The sequence below is a fragment of the Octadecabacter sp. SW4 genome, assembly GCF_008065155.1.
GTDB lineage: Bacteria > Pseudomonadota > Alphaproteobacteria > Rhodobacterales > Rhodobacteraceae > SW4.
This window is the reverse complement of the sequence record NZ_CP042819.1, coordinates 2,237,416-2,250,111: the sequence shown is the minus strand read 5'-3', so window position 1 is coordinate 2,250,111 and position 12,696 is coordinate 2,237,416. Positions and strand designations below refer to the sequence as shown.

Genomic DNA, 12,696 nt, shown 5'->3' with positions numbered 1-12,696 from the left:
TCACGATTTGGTCCAAGTTGTGCCGCGCTAGGCCGCAGCGTGCAGGCTGTCGCGCATCCGGTCGAAATGATCGTCCCAGCCACGATCCAGCGCGAGTGTCAGGCCGAACGCGTCTGCGCCAGCGGGCAACCCGCTGTGTTCCAATGAAAGGCGTGTGCCGCCTGCCACATCATCCAACGTCCATTTCACGGTGCTGACGGCATCACCCATCGGGGTGATCGTAAACGTGTATTCCAGCGCGTCATGCGGCGTGGCGCGGGTGACATCGCCCCACATCAGTTTGTCGCCGCTTTCAGTTCCAAACATGGCGTATGCCTCGCCCTGTTTGAGGGGCGTTTTGGGTTTGTGGAACCAGATGCCCAGCTTGTCAGGGTCGGTGAGATAGGCCCAGACCTGTTCTTTTGAGGCGCGCAGGAAGATCGTTTTGCGAAGGGTATTGTCGGTCATTGGTTGTCCTTTTCGATTGCGGATTTGAGGGTGGCAAGGCGGTCGTCCCAGAAGGCATCAAAGAACGAAAGCCAATCAAGGACGGGCGCCATGCCCCGTGGATTCAGGGTGTTGATCCGTTCGCGCCCCCGTTTCTGGGTGGAGATCAACCCGCCGTCCGACAGCACTGTCAGGTGCTTTTTGACGGCGGCGCGGGTCATGTCGAACTGTTGGGACACCTGTGCGACACTCAGGTCCTGATCGCGCAGCATCACCAGAATGGCGCGCCGCGTGGGATCGGCCAAGGCACGAAAGGCGGGGAGGTCCTGTTGGATCATCGGATTCTCTTTTGTGATACTTTTTGGTTTCATTTCTTATAGGATACCAAAAGGTATCGTGTCAACCACGGATCGCATCTTGCTTTTTGTTCACCTATTGTTCATGTTTGTCCCCATGCAGCACGATGTCACCACTGATACCCTGTTGGAGGCGATGCAGCCCGGTCAGCGGCTGGCGCGCGGGGTCTGCCGGCACTTGCTGGGCCACAATTTTGTCAGCGTCGAAGAACTGGTGCCCACATCGGGCCTGCGGGTCGATGTCATGGCCCTTGGCCCCAAGGGCGAGGTCTGGGTGATCGAATGCAAATCTTCCCGTGCCGATTATCAGTCCGACAGCAAATGGCAGGGCTATCTGGAATGGTGCGACAGGTTTTTTGGGCGGTGGACAGTGATTTTCCGACCGACCTGCTGCCCGAAAATACAGGGCTGATCATCGCCGATGCCTATGACGCGGAAATCCTGCGGATGGGACCGGAAAGCAAACTCCCCCCGGCCCGGCGCAAGGTCATGGTGCAGAAATTCGCGCGAACGACGGCGCTGCGTCTGCAATCCCTGCGTGATCCGCGCCCCAGCCGCGTGTTCAGCCTTGCGCAGCCATAGCGCGCGGTTTCATCAGCCGTGGGCTGCACCAGCACATGTTCGGCACTTTGCGTTTTTCGTCTGATAGGTGGGCGATCAGGTTGCCCGCCCCAAGCGAGGTTTGCACTGGGCCGGGCGGGGCGCGCGCCGAGGCTCCAAAAATTTACGCGCCCATCACGGTCGTCGAGAAACCGCCCGATTTTTCGCCGGTTTTGAAGAGTCGAAACATCCCATCCCCCGCCGATCAAACAGGCAGGCGAAAAGGGGCGTTGGCAGGGGTGAAACGCCCGATGCGTCAGTCTTTATTTGATCAAACGGGCGGCCTTGGCGGCGGTCATGATTTCCTCGGCGATCTCTACGGCCTCGTCGGGGTCAAAATCCATCGGAATTTCGATGCCGTTGCCTTCGACGAAAATGCGCACCATGCCGTGATCGGTTGGGCCGATTTGCAGGTTGGCTTCGATGTCGCGTTCGGTGTCGATGCCCATAGCGGCCTCCGGTGTTGGTCTGGCCACGGGCTTAGCGCGGGGCGGGCCGGATTGGCAAGGGCTAGGCGGCGCACAATTGCCGCAACTGGTGGCTTGCAATCGCGGGGCGGGGGCGCTAAATCCCCCTCGTGTGCCGCCTTAGCTCAGTTGGTTAGAGCACTGGTTTGTGGAACCAGGGGTCCCCCGTTCAAGCCGGGGAGGCGGTACCATCCCCTCATTTGCTGATTTCTGGTGTTGGCCTGGCCGCATTCTAAGCGCTGCACCTGCCGCCGCCGTGGCTGTTGGGGCCGATGCTGGGCAAGCTGGCGCGCCGCCGTTAATTCACCTCGAGTTCGGCAACGAGTGCCGCCCAGCCCGCACCATGCATGTCACGGTCGCTGACGGTGCCCTGGATCGCGGGGCGCGGCATGCTGAATTTCACCACGTTCAGATCGGGAATATCGAACCGCTTGATTTGGTCAGGCGTGGTTTGAAACAGCTGCGCGATGCGGTCCGTCGATACACCGCCCTGCACCCGCGCAAAGGCATTCGGCGTGCCGCAAAAAATGTCGATGGTCAGCCAGAATGGCCCGGCGTTCTTGCTGCGCACTTTTTCGACGATCTGGCCCAGTTCAGACATCGCGCACCTCCAGGGTGAAAGCATCCATCGGGTCGGCCAGCGTCATCACGTGGTTCAGGCAGAATTCATAAGCCGCCCCGCGGTCGATTTCGGCGGGTGAGAACGGAAAGGCGAATGTCGGCTGTTCTTCGTCCCGCGTCAGCGGGTGATGCAGCAGGTAAGGGTTGAGCAGTTTGGCGATATCGTTGGCGGTGGCCTGATCAGGGGCGGTGACGACGGCCATGACGCCGACCTCGACCAGATCGGCGGCGCGGTTTTCCAGCGCCCCAAGGGTCGCGTCCTGCCCGATGATGCGCAATTCCAGCCCATAGGCGATGTCGCCCAGACGATCCGCCACCTTGGCGGCGTGTTTCGCGGCGATATCATCGCACCACGCCTGCACGTGGGTGACATAGCGGCGATCCCGCAGCAGGGCCATGACCACGGTTTGATAACCGGTGATCCGCGCCCCTTCGAGTTTCACCGTATAGCGATCAGAGGGCACCCAGACCGACCCTTCGACCCGCACACGGGTGTCATCAAGAGCGCTGTAACGGGCATGCGTCACGTCCAGATGGCCACCTGGTTCAAACAGGATAAACGGGTCTGAATTTTCGTAGAGCATATGCGCGCTGACCGTGTGGGGCGTGGCATGCGCGCCCTCGGCCATCGGGGTGATGATGAAGCCGGTGGCGTCAAAATCCACCAAGATCACGCCTGATTGCGGGTTGGTCGCACAAAGTGCGCCACATTCACCAATTTTCGCGCCATGCCATGCCGCCCCCGTGTGGTCGCCGCGCATGATCGGCAGGGCGGCGATGATCGCGGTGTCGGTGGTGCGGCCCGCGATGACGATATCGGCGCCCGTGTCCAGCGCCGCAGCAATTTGTTCGGCCCCTGCAAGGGCGACGATATGGGTGCAGGCGTCGATCACGTCCGCATCAATGTCGGGCGCGTGGGGCAGGGGTGTGATACCGCCTGCTGCCAGCGCGGATTTGATCCGCGCGGCGGGTTGGCCGGATTTCAGCACGGCGATCCTGGCGGTTTGGCCCAGCTCGTGCAGGATTTCGACGGTGATGTCATAAAGCCAGTCCACGGCGCTGTCGGCCCCGCAGGTGCCGGCCGTGCCGATCACCAGCGGCACGCCCGCGATGGCGCGCGCCTCGATCAGCCCGCGCCATTCGGCCTTGGTGGCGGCGCGCGCGTATTTCGACACGCCCCGCCCCAGATAGGACGGCCCGCTATCGGTGGACCCCCCGTCAATAGCGATCAGATCGGGCGCGGCGGCGACAGCGCGCGCAAGTGCATCCTTGTCATAGCCCAGCCCAAGGGCGCCGGAGGGCACCAGAACACGCACCATCAGTCCGTCACCGCCTGTGGTTTTTTCAGGACCTTGCGCAGGAAGATCGGTGCAACAAATCCAACAACAGCCGCAATCAGAAGGCCAAGCGCGATCAGCGACAGATCGGTCGGGTCGCTGGGTCTGGTATAGATCAGCCCCCATGCGCTGCCGTCCGACAGCACCATCGCATCACGCAGCTGCTTTTCCATCTGATGGCCCAGCAAAATCCCAAGGATCACCGGCACCGTCGGAATATCCAGCTTGCGCAACAGATAGCCCAGCACCCCAAAGGCGACGACCAACAACAGGTCGAAATAGCTGCCCGTCAGGGAATAGATGCCAACGAAACTGACCATCGTCACACCCGGTAACAGGATCGCGGGCGGCACCTGCAAGACGCGCACAAAGATTTTCACCATCGGCACGTTCATGAACAACAGCACGAAGTTGGCGATGAGCAGGGATGCAATCAGCCCCCAGACCACATCGGGACGTTCTGTAAACAGCGTCGGGCCCGGCGTGATGTTCAGCGTGACAAGCACAGCCAGCAGCACCGCCGTGGTGCCAGAGCCGGGCACACCCAGCGTCAGCATCGGCACCAGCGCGCCACCGGCGGCGGCGTTATTGCCGGCTTCGGGGGCGGCGACGCCCTTGGGCACACCAGTGCCAAAACCGCCCTTATCACCGGCGATGGATTTCTCCATCATATAGGTCATGAAGCTGCCCAGACTGGCCCCCGCACCGGGCAGGACGCCGGCAAAAAAGCCCACGAAACTGGACCGCAGCATGGTCCAGCGGGTCGCCCAGATATCGCCCCAAGGCACGCGGACCTTGCCCACCAGCACACCAACAGCCGAGGATTTCCCGTGGCTTTCGATGAAAAAGAAAATCTCGGACACGGCGAACAAGCCGACGATGGCGACCAGAAAGTCGATGCCGTCATAAAGGTGCAGATTGCCGCCCGTCAGGCGCGGCAGGCCGGAATTGGGATCAAGGCCGATCATCGCAATCATCAGACCGATGCAAGAGGCCAGCGCCGCCTTGGCCTGATTGTTGCTGGAAATGCCGCCCAGGGTGGCAAAGGCCAGCAGATAAAGCGCAAAATATTCACCGGGGCCAAATTCATAGGCGACCCGGCTGAGGATCGGGGCCAGCAGCATCAACCCGATGGTTGCCAGAAATGCACCGACGAAACTGGCCACACCGGAAATCACCAGCGCATCGCTGGCGCGCCCGTTCTTGGCCATCGGATAGCCATCAAGCGTGGTCATCAGGGCCGGTTCATCGCCCGGAATGTTGAGCAGGATCGAACTGATCCGCCCGCCATACATCGCGCCGTAATAAATCGCCGTCAGCAGAACGAGGGCAGGCACCGCGCCAAGACCCATCGAAAAGGTGATTGGGATCATGATCGCCACGCCGTTGCTGGGGCCAAGCCCGGGCAGCGCGCCGACAATGGTGCCGATAAAGCAGCCCAGAACGGCCAGCATCAGCGTGTAGGGCGAAAAGGCGATGGAAAATCCCAGCGCAAGATTGTCGACAAGTTCCATCAGAACCACCCCTTGGGAAAGGCCACAAGGCCCAGATCAAGCACGAATTTGAACAGCACGAACAACCCGACAGACAGGCCAAGACCAGTCAGCGCCGCCAAGGCGGGCTTGGGGTTGATCTGGTAGCTTAGCGCGCCTGCAACGATGGCCGTCGGGATCAGGAACCCCAGCGGGCGCAGTGCGTAGGCATAGGCGACCAGCAGCCCGATCGAGATAAAGATGGACACGACCGTCCACAGGACCGGCCAGTCCGGTTCTTCGTCGGGGCGCAGGATCATCACCACGCAGCAGATGATGGCGATCGACGCGACACCAATCGGAAAGGCCTTGGAACCAATCGGATCGGTAAGGAAACTGACCTGAATTTGCATGGCGCTCGCGATATACACGAGCGCCACACAAATCATGGCCAGACCAAAAATGCGGTCTGACATGCGTGACATCTTACTGGATCACACCGATTTCACGGCTGAGTTCCTCGGTCGAGGCCACAACACCGTCAATCCAGGTCTGGAAGTCCGCACCAACCTTGGTGAAGGGTGCCAGACCATTATCGCGCATGGCCTGCTGCCATTCGTCGCTTGCGGCAACGGCGGCCAGACGATCAGCCCAAACCTGGAACTCCTCGTCCGAGATGTCCTTGGGGACATAGAGACCACGCCAGTTCACGGCGACCACGTCATAGCCCTGCTCGCGCGCGGTTGGGATGTCTTCGAAACCGGGCACGCGCTCTTCGGTCAGAACGGCCAGCACACGCACTTCGCCCGCTTCGATAAAGCCGACGATTTCGGACATGTCGCCTGTCATCGCCTGGGTAAAGCCACCGACAGTCTGGGTGATCGCATCCGCGCCACCGTCAACACCGATGTATTTGATTTGCGTGATGTCTTCGAGACCGGCGGCCTTGAGGATTTGCAGCGGCTTGAGGTGGTCAAACCCGCCAACGGCGGAACCGCCGGCAAAGGCAACCGAACCCGGATCGGCCAGTGCGGCATCAACCAGATCGTTCAGCGTCATGAACGGGCTGTCAGCGGCGACGACTATCACGCCCGGATCAGCACCGATTGCACCGACGAAACGCACCTGATCGGCCGTTGCGCCACCATAGGCGTTCTGCGCCAGACGGGTGGTTGTTGCCGAGGACGCGGCGACGATCAAATCGGCATCATTGGAGCGTTCGGTGACAACGTGGCTGAATGCCAACCCGCCGCCAGCGCCCGCCATATTGGTGACCTGCACGGGGCTGTCGACTTCGCCGATGTCAAACAGGATCTTGCCAATCTGACGGCAGGTGAAATCCCAACCGCCGCCGGGGTTGGCGGGCGCGATACACTCGGCCGCCGTGGCCGATGTGCCAAGGGTCATGACGACGCCGGTAACCAGCGCCTTGAAAGTGGTATTCATGGTATGTCTCCTCCCAGAGATCGTTGCGGGGCCGTTCCGATTGTGACGGCCCCTTGCAGAACGTCAGGTTTTCGCTTCAACCTGACACGAACCTGTCACGGGCAAAAAATAGACAAAAAGGGGGGGTGATGCGTTTTTTGTTGGTCGAAGATAACGCCGACCTTGCACAGTCGGTGCAGACCCGCCTGAGCATGGACGGGCACGGGGTCGATTGGGCGGCGACACTGGAAAGTGCTGCGGATCACCTGGGCTCGGCGAGCTATGATCTGATCTTGCTTGATATCATGCTGCCCGATGGTGACGGGCGCGATTTTCTGGCCGCCCACCGGCGCGCCAAACGCGACACGCCGGTGATCATCATGACGGCGCGCTCGGCCGTGTCCGACAGGGTGGCCCTGCTGGATAGCGGGGCTGATGATTACGTCACGAAACCCTTTGATTTCGCCGAGTTAGAAGCGCGTGTTCGTGCGGTGTTGCGTCGTCGTTCGGGGGCGGCCCAGACCACGCGCAGCTATGGCGATCTGGTGTTCGATCCCTTGAGTGCGACGGTGATGGTAAACGGGGTCGCGCGCGAATTGCGCAACCGCGAATTGCGCCTGTTCGAGGTGCTTTTGTCGGCGCCTGACCGGATATTTTCCAAGGCCCAGTTATACGACCGGCTGTTTTCCTATGCCGAATCTGTTAGCGATAACGCCATAGAGGTTTACGTCGGTCGTTTGCGCCGCAAACTGGACGGAAGTGCGGCGCGGATCGAAACCGTGCGCGGTGTCGGCTACCGGCTGACCCAGTCATGAGCCGCGCGCGCCGGTCCGCCCCATCGATTCGCCAGCGGCTTGTGGTGCAGCTGGTGGTGGTTGCGGCGCTGTTGTCGGGGCTGTTGTATCTGTCGGTGCGCACCGTGGCCGATGCCGCCGTTGAAACCACCCAGGACAGCATTCTTGGCGCGGCGACCACCACCATCGCCGAGGAAATTCGCGGCGGCGAGGACGGGATCGAGGTCGATATCCCCTATACCGCCTTTTCCATGCTGGGGGCGATCGGGCAGGACCGCGTGTTTTACCGCATCATGGTCGGGGCCGAAACGATCACCGGCTATGATGATTTGCCGCCTCCCGAAGGAGGTGCCGCCACGCTCGAGCCGCGTTATTACACGCGCAGCTTTCGCGACGTCGATCTGCGGATCGCGGCGGTGTCGCGCACGGTGTTGGTCGACGGGCGCGCGGTTGAAGCGGTGATACTGGTCGGCCAGACCCGGCAGGGGCAGGCGGTGATCGTGGCGACAATGGCGAATCGTGCGGCGGCGTTGGGGCTGGGGTTCTTCGTGGTGGCCACCCTGCTGTCGATTGTCACGGCGGGCACCGTGCTGCGCCCGATCAACCGTCTGGCCGAGGCCGTGGGCCGACGCGGCCCGCAAGACCTGCGCCCGATCCACCGTGATGTTCCACGCGAACTGGCGCCGTTTGTCACTGCGCTGAACGGGTTTATCACCCGCCTTGGCGGGGCCTTGTCGCGCACCGAAACATTCATCGCCGAGGCCGCGCATCATATTCGCACGCCCCTTGCCACGGTGCGCGCGCAGGCGGAAATCGCCCTGCGCCAGACCGATGATGACGCGACCCGCGCCGCCCTGCGCAGTGTTGTGCGTGCGGTGGATGGGTCGGCCCGTTCGGCGGGGCAGTTGCTGGATCACGCGACCGTGGTTTACCGCACCGATCAGCGCACCGATGAACGCGTTGATCTGGGGGCGTTGACCCGCGATATCGCCCGCACCTTTGAACCCACCGCCGATCTGCGCGAGATCGCGATTGCGCTGGATGTGCCGGATGATCTTGTTGCCGTTACCGGTGATCGGTTGTTGCTGGAAAGCGCGCTGCGCAATCTGATTGATAACGCAATCAAATACGGCGCGCCTGACACGCAGGTGGATATTGCCCTGACAACCACAGACGGCGCCGCAAAAATCTGTGTGCTGGACCGCGGGCGCGGGCTATCGGGGGCAAAGGCGCTGACGGACCGGTTTCAGCGGGGTGAGAACGTGGGAGATATTGTTGGCTCGGGCCTTGGGCTGACGATCGTTCAGGAGGTTGCCCAGGCACAGGGCGGCACATTTGATATCGTCAACCGCGAAGGAGGCGGCGCATGCGCAATTCTGCAATTTCCCCTGTCCTGAGCGCCGTTCTGGTCTGTTGGGCGGCGCTGGCCGGGGCATTCGAGATCGAAGAAGACACCCTTTTTGCGGGCAGTGGCGCGGGCGGCGAATTGCGGATCCTGTCCACGACCGACACGGTGATATTTGCCCCGTTGTTGCAGGCGTTTCAGGCGATCCGGCCCGATGTGTCGATTCGTTATACTGTGGCCAGCAGCCAGGAGGTCTATCGCGCCCTTTACGAAGAGGGGGCAGATTATGATCTGGCGATTTCCTCGGCGATGGATTTGCAGATGAAGCTGGCAAATGACGGCTTTGCCCAAGGCTGGCGGGGGGCAGGGGCGCTGGATTGGCCGGTCTGGGCCATGTGGCAGGATCGTCTGTTTGCCTTTGCACAGGAACCAGTTGTGCTGATCGTCTCGCGTGCGGGCTTGGGCGATTTGCCGGTGCCGCGCACCCGTCAGGACATGATCAACCTGATGCGCGACTATCCGGATGTGTTCCGTGGCCGCATCGGCACCTACGACCCGACCCAATCGGGGGCGGGTTACATGTTTGCCACACAGGATGCGCGCCAGTCCGATACCTTTTGGCGTCTGGCCGAGGTCATGGGCGGGATGCAGCCGCGCCTTTATGCGACCTCGGGCGATATGATCGCCGATTTGCAGGCGGGTGATCTGGTCATGGCCTACAACGTGCTGGGCAGCTATGCCCAAGCGCGCCTTGATGCAGATGCCGGTGAAACGATTGTCGCGCTCGAGGATTTCACGCTGACCTTGCTGCGCACTGCCCTGATCCCGCAGCAGGCCCCGTCGCCCGAGTTGGGCGGCGCGTTTCTGGGGTTCATGCTGTCAGCGGATGGGCAGCGTATCATCGCCAGCGAAACCGGACTGCCCGCAATCGACGCGGCCGCATTGGCGGCAGGCCCACATCTGCGCCCGATCCGGCTGGGGCCGGGGTTGCTGGTGTTTGTCGATCCGTTGAAACGCCAGCGGTTCCTGGACGAATGGCGCGCCGCCGTGCAGCAACCTAGCGATCAACCGTGATCGTCTGGCGCAATGCACCCGTGCCCTGGTCATAGATCAGGATACGATCATCGTCTGTCACGACCGCAAACCAGTCGCTGCCTTGGGTAAAGGCGGTGGCGCTGGTCCCGGCGGGCAATGTCACGCGGTCGGGAAGTGTGACCGGATCGCCACCAAAGCGAATGACAAACAATCCGATCAGGACTATGAAGCCCAAAATCATCACGCCGGTCAGCACAAAGACCATGCCGCGCAGCAGTTTCAGGCTGGCAGGCAGTTGCGTTTCTTCAGGAGCATCTTGCATGGCTGCGTCCCGCCAAATTGTCAGTTTTCAGATCGCGGCTGATCCGCCTCAGCGCCTTGATAAGGCGCTTTCGCGCGATGTGCCAGACGCGGCGTCGCTGTCGCGTTCCCGCCTTGCGCGGATGATCCCGCTGGGCGAGGTCACGGTCAACGGGGTCGTGGTGAGCGACCCGCGCGCCAAGGTGGTCGAGGGCGACACGATCGAAGTCAGTGTCGAGCTGCCCGCCGACAGCCACATCAGCGGTGAAGATATCCCGCTTGAGGTGGTGTTCGAGGACGACGACCTGATTGTGATCAACAAACCGGCAGGTATGGTCGTGCATCCCGCCCCCGGGTCACCCACCGGCACGTTGGTCAACGCGCTGCTACATCACTGCGGCGATAGCCTGTCAGGTGTGGGCGGCGAAAAGCGCCCCGGCATCGTGCACCGGATCGACAAGGACACCAGCGGGTTGCTGGTGGTGGCGAAATCCGACAAGGCCCATCATGGTCTGGCGGCGCAGTTTGAAAAGCACACGGTCGTGCGCCATTATCACGCCATCTGTTACGGTGCGCCCGATGCCAACGATCCGCGTTTGCGCGGCGTGCGCGGCACGAACTTTGAGGCCGGCAATATCCTGAAAATTTCCACGCAACTGGCGCGCCACAAACATGACCGCCAGCGTCAGGCCGTGATCTGGCATGGCGGGCGGCACGCGGTGACACGCTCGCGAATCCTTGAGACCTTTGGCGTGACACCCGTCGCGGCCCTGATCGAATGCTGGCTGGAAACCGGCCGCACCCATCAAATCCGCGTGCATATGGCCCATGTGGGGCATGCGCTGATCGGTGATCCGACCTATGGCGGCAAACGCAAGCTGTCCAACAAGGCCGTGAGCGAAGCCGCCGTGCAGGCCGTGCGCGATTTTCCGCGTCAGGCGCTGCATGCGGCCAGCCTGGGGTTCGTGCATCCTGTCACGGGCGAAAACATGGCATTTGAAGCCGCGCTGCCTGACGATATGCGCGCCTTGCTTGCCGTGCTTCGGGGGGCTGATTAGCCAAACAGGGTGGTCATGGGCAGGCCAAAGAAATCCGCCAGCAGGACAAAGTTCAGCCCCAATACGGCACAGGCACCCAAAAGCGCCAAGACGCGCAGCCCAAGGGGCGGGATGAACGCGCCCAAGATGTCTTTGCGCGACGAAAAGACAATCAGCGCAACCATTGGCACGGGCAGGGCGATGGAAAGCACAACCTGGCTCATCACAAGGGCCTGGGTCGCATTCACGCCCATTCCGACCACCGCGAAGGCGGGGAGCATCGTCACCAGACGCCTGATCCAGATCGGCACGTGGAAGCGCAGAAAACCCTGCATGATCATTTGCCCCGCCATTGTCCCCACGACCGAGCTTGAGATGCCCGAGAAGATCAGCGACGTCAGGAACATGCCCGCCGCCGCGGCCCCCAACAGCGGTGTCAGGGTGTAGTAGGCGGTTTCGATCTCGGCGACATCAGAGTAGCCCTGGTTGAATGCGCTGGCGGCCATGATGACCATCGCCATGTTGATCATGCCTGCCACAGCAAGGGCCAGAACCACCTCGATGTTGGAATAGCGCAGCACTTTGCGGCGCTCGTCGTCGTTGCGCACATCGGCGCGCGATTGCATCAGGCCAGAGTGCAGATAGATCGCGTGCGGCATCACTGTCGCGCCAATGATCCCGACGATAATGATCAAGGCAGCCGTGTCAGGAATAATCGGTGTCATCAGCCCGATACCCGCTGCCGCCCAATCAACCGGCGCAATCAGCATTTCCGCGAGATAGGCAAGGCCGATAATGGCAACCATCGCCCCGATGATCAGCTCCATCGGACGAAAGCCCAGGCGCTCGAAAACCAGAATGGCGTAGGTGATGATTGCGGTGATGACCATTCCGACAAACAGCGGCAGGCCGAACAGCAGTGACAGGCCAATGGCACCGCCCAGAAATTCCGCAAGATCCGTGGCCATTGCGGCAATCTCGCTGATAACCCACATGATCCAGACCACGGGTTTCGGGAAGTTGTCGCGCGACAGTTCGGCCAGATTCTTGCCCGTGACGATCCCAAGCCGGGCAGACAGCGCCTGAAACAGCATCGCGATCAGATTCGCCAGCAGCACGATCCACAAAAGCGTATAGCCATAGCCTGCGCCCGCCTGAATGTTGGTCGCATAGTTTCCGGGATCCATATAGGCGACCGAGGCGATGATTGCCGGACCGGCAAAAAACAGTTTGCCACGAATGCCGCTGTTTTTGCCGCTGAGAACGGTGCTCATCCCTATGCGGGTCTTGCGGGTCAGGTTGCGCATCGGGCTCTCCGTGTTAATGAGAAGCGTTTGCAACTAATGCCGTAGATTGTAAAGCAGTATCTTGGGCCTTTTCGCGCGGATGAATGGCATTTCGTGTGATCTCATGTGCGTGAACGCACTGACACAGTCCTTTAAGTTCGTGAGTATGATCTTCATATTACCTTCAAGCTTTGC

The 12,696-nt window shown here is 61.3% G+C and carries 14 protein-coding genes, 1 tRNA gene and 1 pseudogene; 6 read left to right on the top strand and 10 right to left on the bottom strand.

Annotated features, from left to right (window positions below; genetic code table 11):
- Positions 1-27 precede the first annotated feature (27 nt).
- Positions 28-447, bottom strand: coding sequence for an SRPBCC domain-containing protein (locus FTO60_RS11055; RefSeq protein ID WP_148056010.1), 420 nt, complete (start codon positions 445-447; stop codon positions 28-30).
- Positions 444-764, bottom strand: coding sequence for a helix-turn-helix transcriptional regulator (locus tag FTO60_RS11050; protein WP_148056009.1), 321 nt, complete (start codon positions 762-764; stop codon positions 444-446). Before FTO60_RS11050 ends, FTO60_RS11055 begins: the two co-directional genes overlap by 4 nt.
- Positions 765-879: 115 nt before the next feature.
- Between FTO60_RS11050 and FTO60_RS11045 the strand changes: the two are divergent.
- Positions 880-1,364 (top strand): annotated as a pseudogene (locus FTO60_RS11045) (MmcB family DNA repair protein).
- Positions 1,365-1,645: 281 nt separating this feature from the next.
- Here FTO60_RS11045 and FTO60_RS11040 read toward each other — a convergent pair.
- On the bottom strand, positions 1,646-1,831 hold the full coding sequence (locus tag FTO60_RS11040; RefSeq protein WP_148057132.1) for a DUF6324 family protein: 186 nt from the start codon (positions 1,829-1,831) through the stop codon (positions 1,646-1,648).
- Between the two features lie 132 nt (positions 1,832-1,963).
- On the opposite strand from FTO60_RS11040, the gene FTO60_RS11035 reads away from it, so the two are divergent.
- A tRNA-His gene (locus FTO60_RS11035) sits at positions 1,964-2,040 on the top strand.
- A gap of 107 nt (positions 2,041-2,147) precedes the next feature.
- Here FTO60_RS11035 and FTO60_RS11030 read toward each other — a convergent pair.
- The 5 genes from FTO60_RS11030 to FTO60_RS11010 are packed head-to-tail and all read right to left on the bottom strand — an operon-like array spanning position 2,148 to position 6,725.
- Positions 2,148-2,450: a DUF4387 family protein gene (locus FTO60_RS11030; protein WP_148056008.1), complete on the bottom strand. Its 303-nt coding sequence runs from the start codon at positions 2,448-2,450 to the stop codon at positions 2,148-2,150.
- Positions 2,443-3,789 (bottom strand): acyclic terpene utilization AtuA family protein, encoded by a 1,347-nt coding sequence (locus tag FTO60_RS11025; RefSeq protein WP_254696787.1) that lies wholly within the window; start codon positions 3,787-3,789, stop codon positions 2,443-2,445. Before FTO60_RS11025 ends, FTO60_RS11030 begins: the two co-directional genes overlap by 8 nt.
- Positions 3,789-5,321: a tripartite tricarboxylate transporter permease gene (locus tag FTO60_RS11020; RefSeq protein WP_148056007.1), complete on the bottom strand. Its 1,533-nt coding sequence runs from the start codon at positions 5,319-5,321 to the stop codon at positions 3,789-3,791. Before FTO60_RS11020 ends, FTO60_RS11025 begins: the two co-directional genes overlap by 1 nt.
- Positions 5,321-5,755 (bottom strand): tripartite tricarboxylate transporter TctB family protein, encoded by a 435-nt coding sequence (locus tag FTO60_RS11015; protein WP_148056006.1) that lies wholly within the window; start codon positions 5,753-5,755, stop codon positions 5,321-5,323. The genes FTO60_RS11020 and FTO60_RS11015 overlap by 1 nt, the downstream gene beginning before the upstream one ends.
- A 10-nt stretch (positions 5,756-5,765) precedes the next feature.
- Positions 5,766-6,725 (bottom strand): tripartite tricarboxylate transporter substrate binding protein, encoded by a 960-nt coding sequence (locus FTO60_RS11010; RefSeq protein ID WP_148056005.1) that lies wholly within the window; start codon positions 6,723-6,725, stop codon positions 5,766-5,768.
- Between the two features lie 128 nt (positions 6,726-6,853).
- Between FTO60_RS11010 and FTO60_RS11005 the strand changes: the two genes are divergently transcribed.
- The 3 genes from FTO60_RS11005 to FTO60_RS10995 are packed head-to-tail and all read left to right on the top strand — an operon-like array spanning position 6,854 to position 9,917.
- Positions 6,854-7,519, top strand: a complete 666-nt coding sequence (locus FTO60_RS11005) for a response regulator transcription factor (protein ID WP_148056004.1) — start codon at positions 6,854-6,856, stop codon at positions 7,517-7,519.
- Positions 7,516-8,895 (top strand): sensor histidine kinase, encoded by a 1,380-nt coding sequence (locus FTO60_RS11000; protein ID WP_148056003.1) that lies wholly within the window; start codon positions 7,516-7,518, stop codon positions 8,893-8,895. Before FTO60_RS11005 ends, FTO60_RS11000 begins: the two co-directional genes overlap by 4 nt.
- Positions 8,865-9,917: an ABC transporter substrate-binding protein gene (locus tag FTO60_RS10995; RefSeq protein ID WP_148056002.1), complete on the top strand. Its 1,053-nt coding sequence runs from the start codon at positions 8,865-8,867 to the stop codon at positions 9,915-9,917. The genes FTO60_RS11000 and FTO60_RS10995 overlap by 31 nt, the downstream gene beginning before the upstream one ends.
- Here the strand turns inward: FTO60_RS10995 and FTO60_RS10990 are convergent.
- The gene (locus FTO60_RS10990; protein ID WP_148056001.1) at positions 9,901-10,200 is read right to left on the bottom strand and encodes a DUF6476 family protein; all 300 of its coding nucleotides are present in this window, start codon (positions 10,198-10,200) and stop codon (positions 9,901-9,903) included. The two genes, FTO60_RS10995 and FTO60_RS10990, sit on opposite strands and share 17 nt — an antisense overlap.
- Between FTO60_RS10990 and FTO60_RS10985 the strand changes: the two genes are divergently transcribed.
- A complete protein-coding gene (locus FTO60_RS10985) occupies positions 10,199-11,236 on the top strand; it encodes an RluA family pseudouridine synthase (protein ID WP_148056000.1) in 1,038 nt (345 codons plus the stop codon). The genes FTO60_RS10990 and FTO60_RS10985 overlap by 2 nt on opposite strands.
- Here FTO60_RS10985 and FTO60_RS10980 read toward each other — a convergent pair.
- A complete protein-coding gene (locus FTO60_RS10980; protein WP_148055999.1) occupies positions 11,233-12,522 on the bottom strand; it encodes an Nramp family divalent metal transporter in 1,290 nt (429 codons plus the stop codon). The two genes, FTO60_RS10985 and FTO60_RS10980, sit on opposite strands and share 4 nt — an antisense overlap.
- Positions 12,523-12,696: the final 174 nt, after the last annotated feature.

Bases quoted from the DNA above. Each gene is read 5' to 3' on its own strand.
- FTO60_RS11055 (WP_148056010.1), bottom strand. From the start codon at position 447: ATGACCGACAATACCCTTCGCAAAACGATCTTCCTGCGCGCCTCAAAA.
- FTO60_RS11050 (WP_148056009.1), bottom strand. From the start codon at position 764: ATGATCCAACAGGACCTCCCCGCCTTTCGTGCCTTGGCCGATCCCACG.
- FTO60_RS11040 (WP_148057132.1), bottom strand. From the start codon at position 1,831: ATGGGCATCGACACCGAACGCGACATCGAAGCCAACCTGCAAATCGGC.
- FTO60_RS11030 (WP_148056008.1), bottom strand. From the start codon at position 2,450: ATGTCTGAACTGGGCCAGATCGTCGAAAAAGTGCGCAGCAAGAACGCC.
- FTO60_RS11025 (WP_254696787.1), bottom strand. From the start codon at position 3,789: ATGGTGCGTGTTCTGGTGCCCTCCGGCGCCCTTGGGCTGGGCTATGAC.
- FTO60_RS11020 (WP_148056007.1), bottom strand. From the start codon at position 5,321: ATGGAACTTGTCGACAATCTTGCGCTGGGATTTTCCATCGCCTTTTCG.
- FTO60_RS11015 (WP_148056006.1), bottom strand. From the start codon at position 5,755: ATGTCAGACCGCATTTTTGGTCTGGCCATGATTTGTGTGGCGCTCGTG.
- FTO60_RS11010 (WP_148056005.1), bottom strand. From the start codon at position 6,725: ATGAATACCACTTTCAAGGCGCTGGTTACCGGCGTCGTCATGACCCTT.
- FTO60_RS11005 (WP_148056004.1), top strand. From the start codon at position 6,854: ATGCGTTTTTTGTTGGTCGAAGATAACGCCGACCTTGCACAGTCGGTG.
- FTO60_RS11000 (WP_148056003.1), top strand. From the start codon at position 7,516: ATGAGCCGCGCGCGCCGGTCCGCCCCATCGATTCGCCAGCGGCTTGTG.
- FTO60_RS10995 (WP_148056002.1), top strand. From the start codon at position 8,865: ATGCGCAATTCTGCAATTTCCCCTGTCCTGAGCGCCGTTCTGGTCTGT.
- FTO60_RS10985 (WP_148056000.1), top strand. From the start codon at position 10,199: ATGGCTGCGTCCCGCCAAATTGTCAGTTTTCAGATCGCGGCTGATCCG.
- FTO60_RS10990 (WP_148056001.1), bottom strand. From the start codon at position 10,200: ATGCAAGATGCTCCTGAAGAAACGCAACTGCCTGCCAGCCTGAAACTG.
- FTO60_RS10980 (WP_148055999.1), bottom strand. From the start codon at position 12,522: ATGCGCAACCTGACCCGCAAGACCCGCATAGGGATGAGCACCGTTCTC.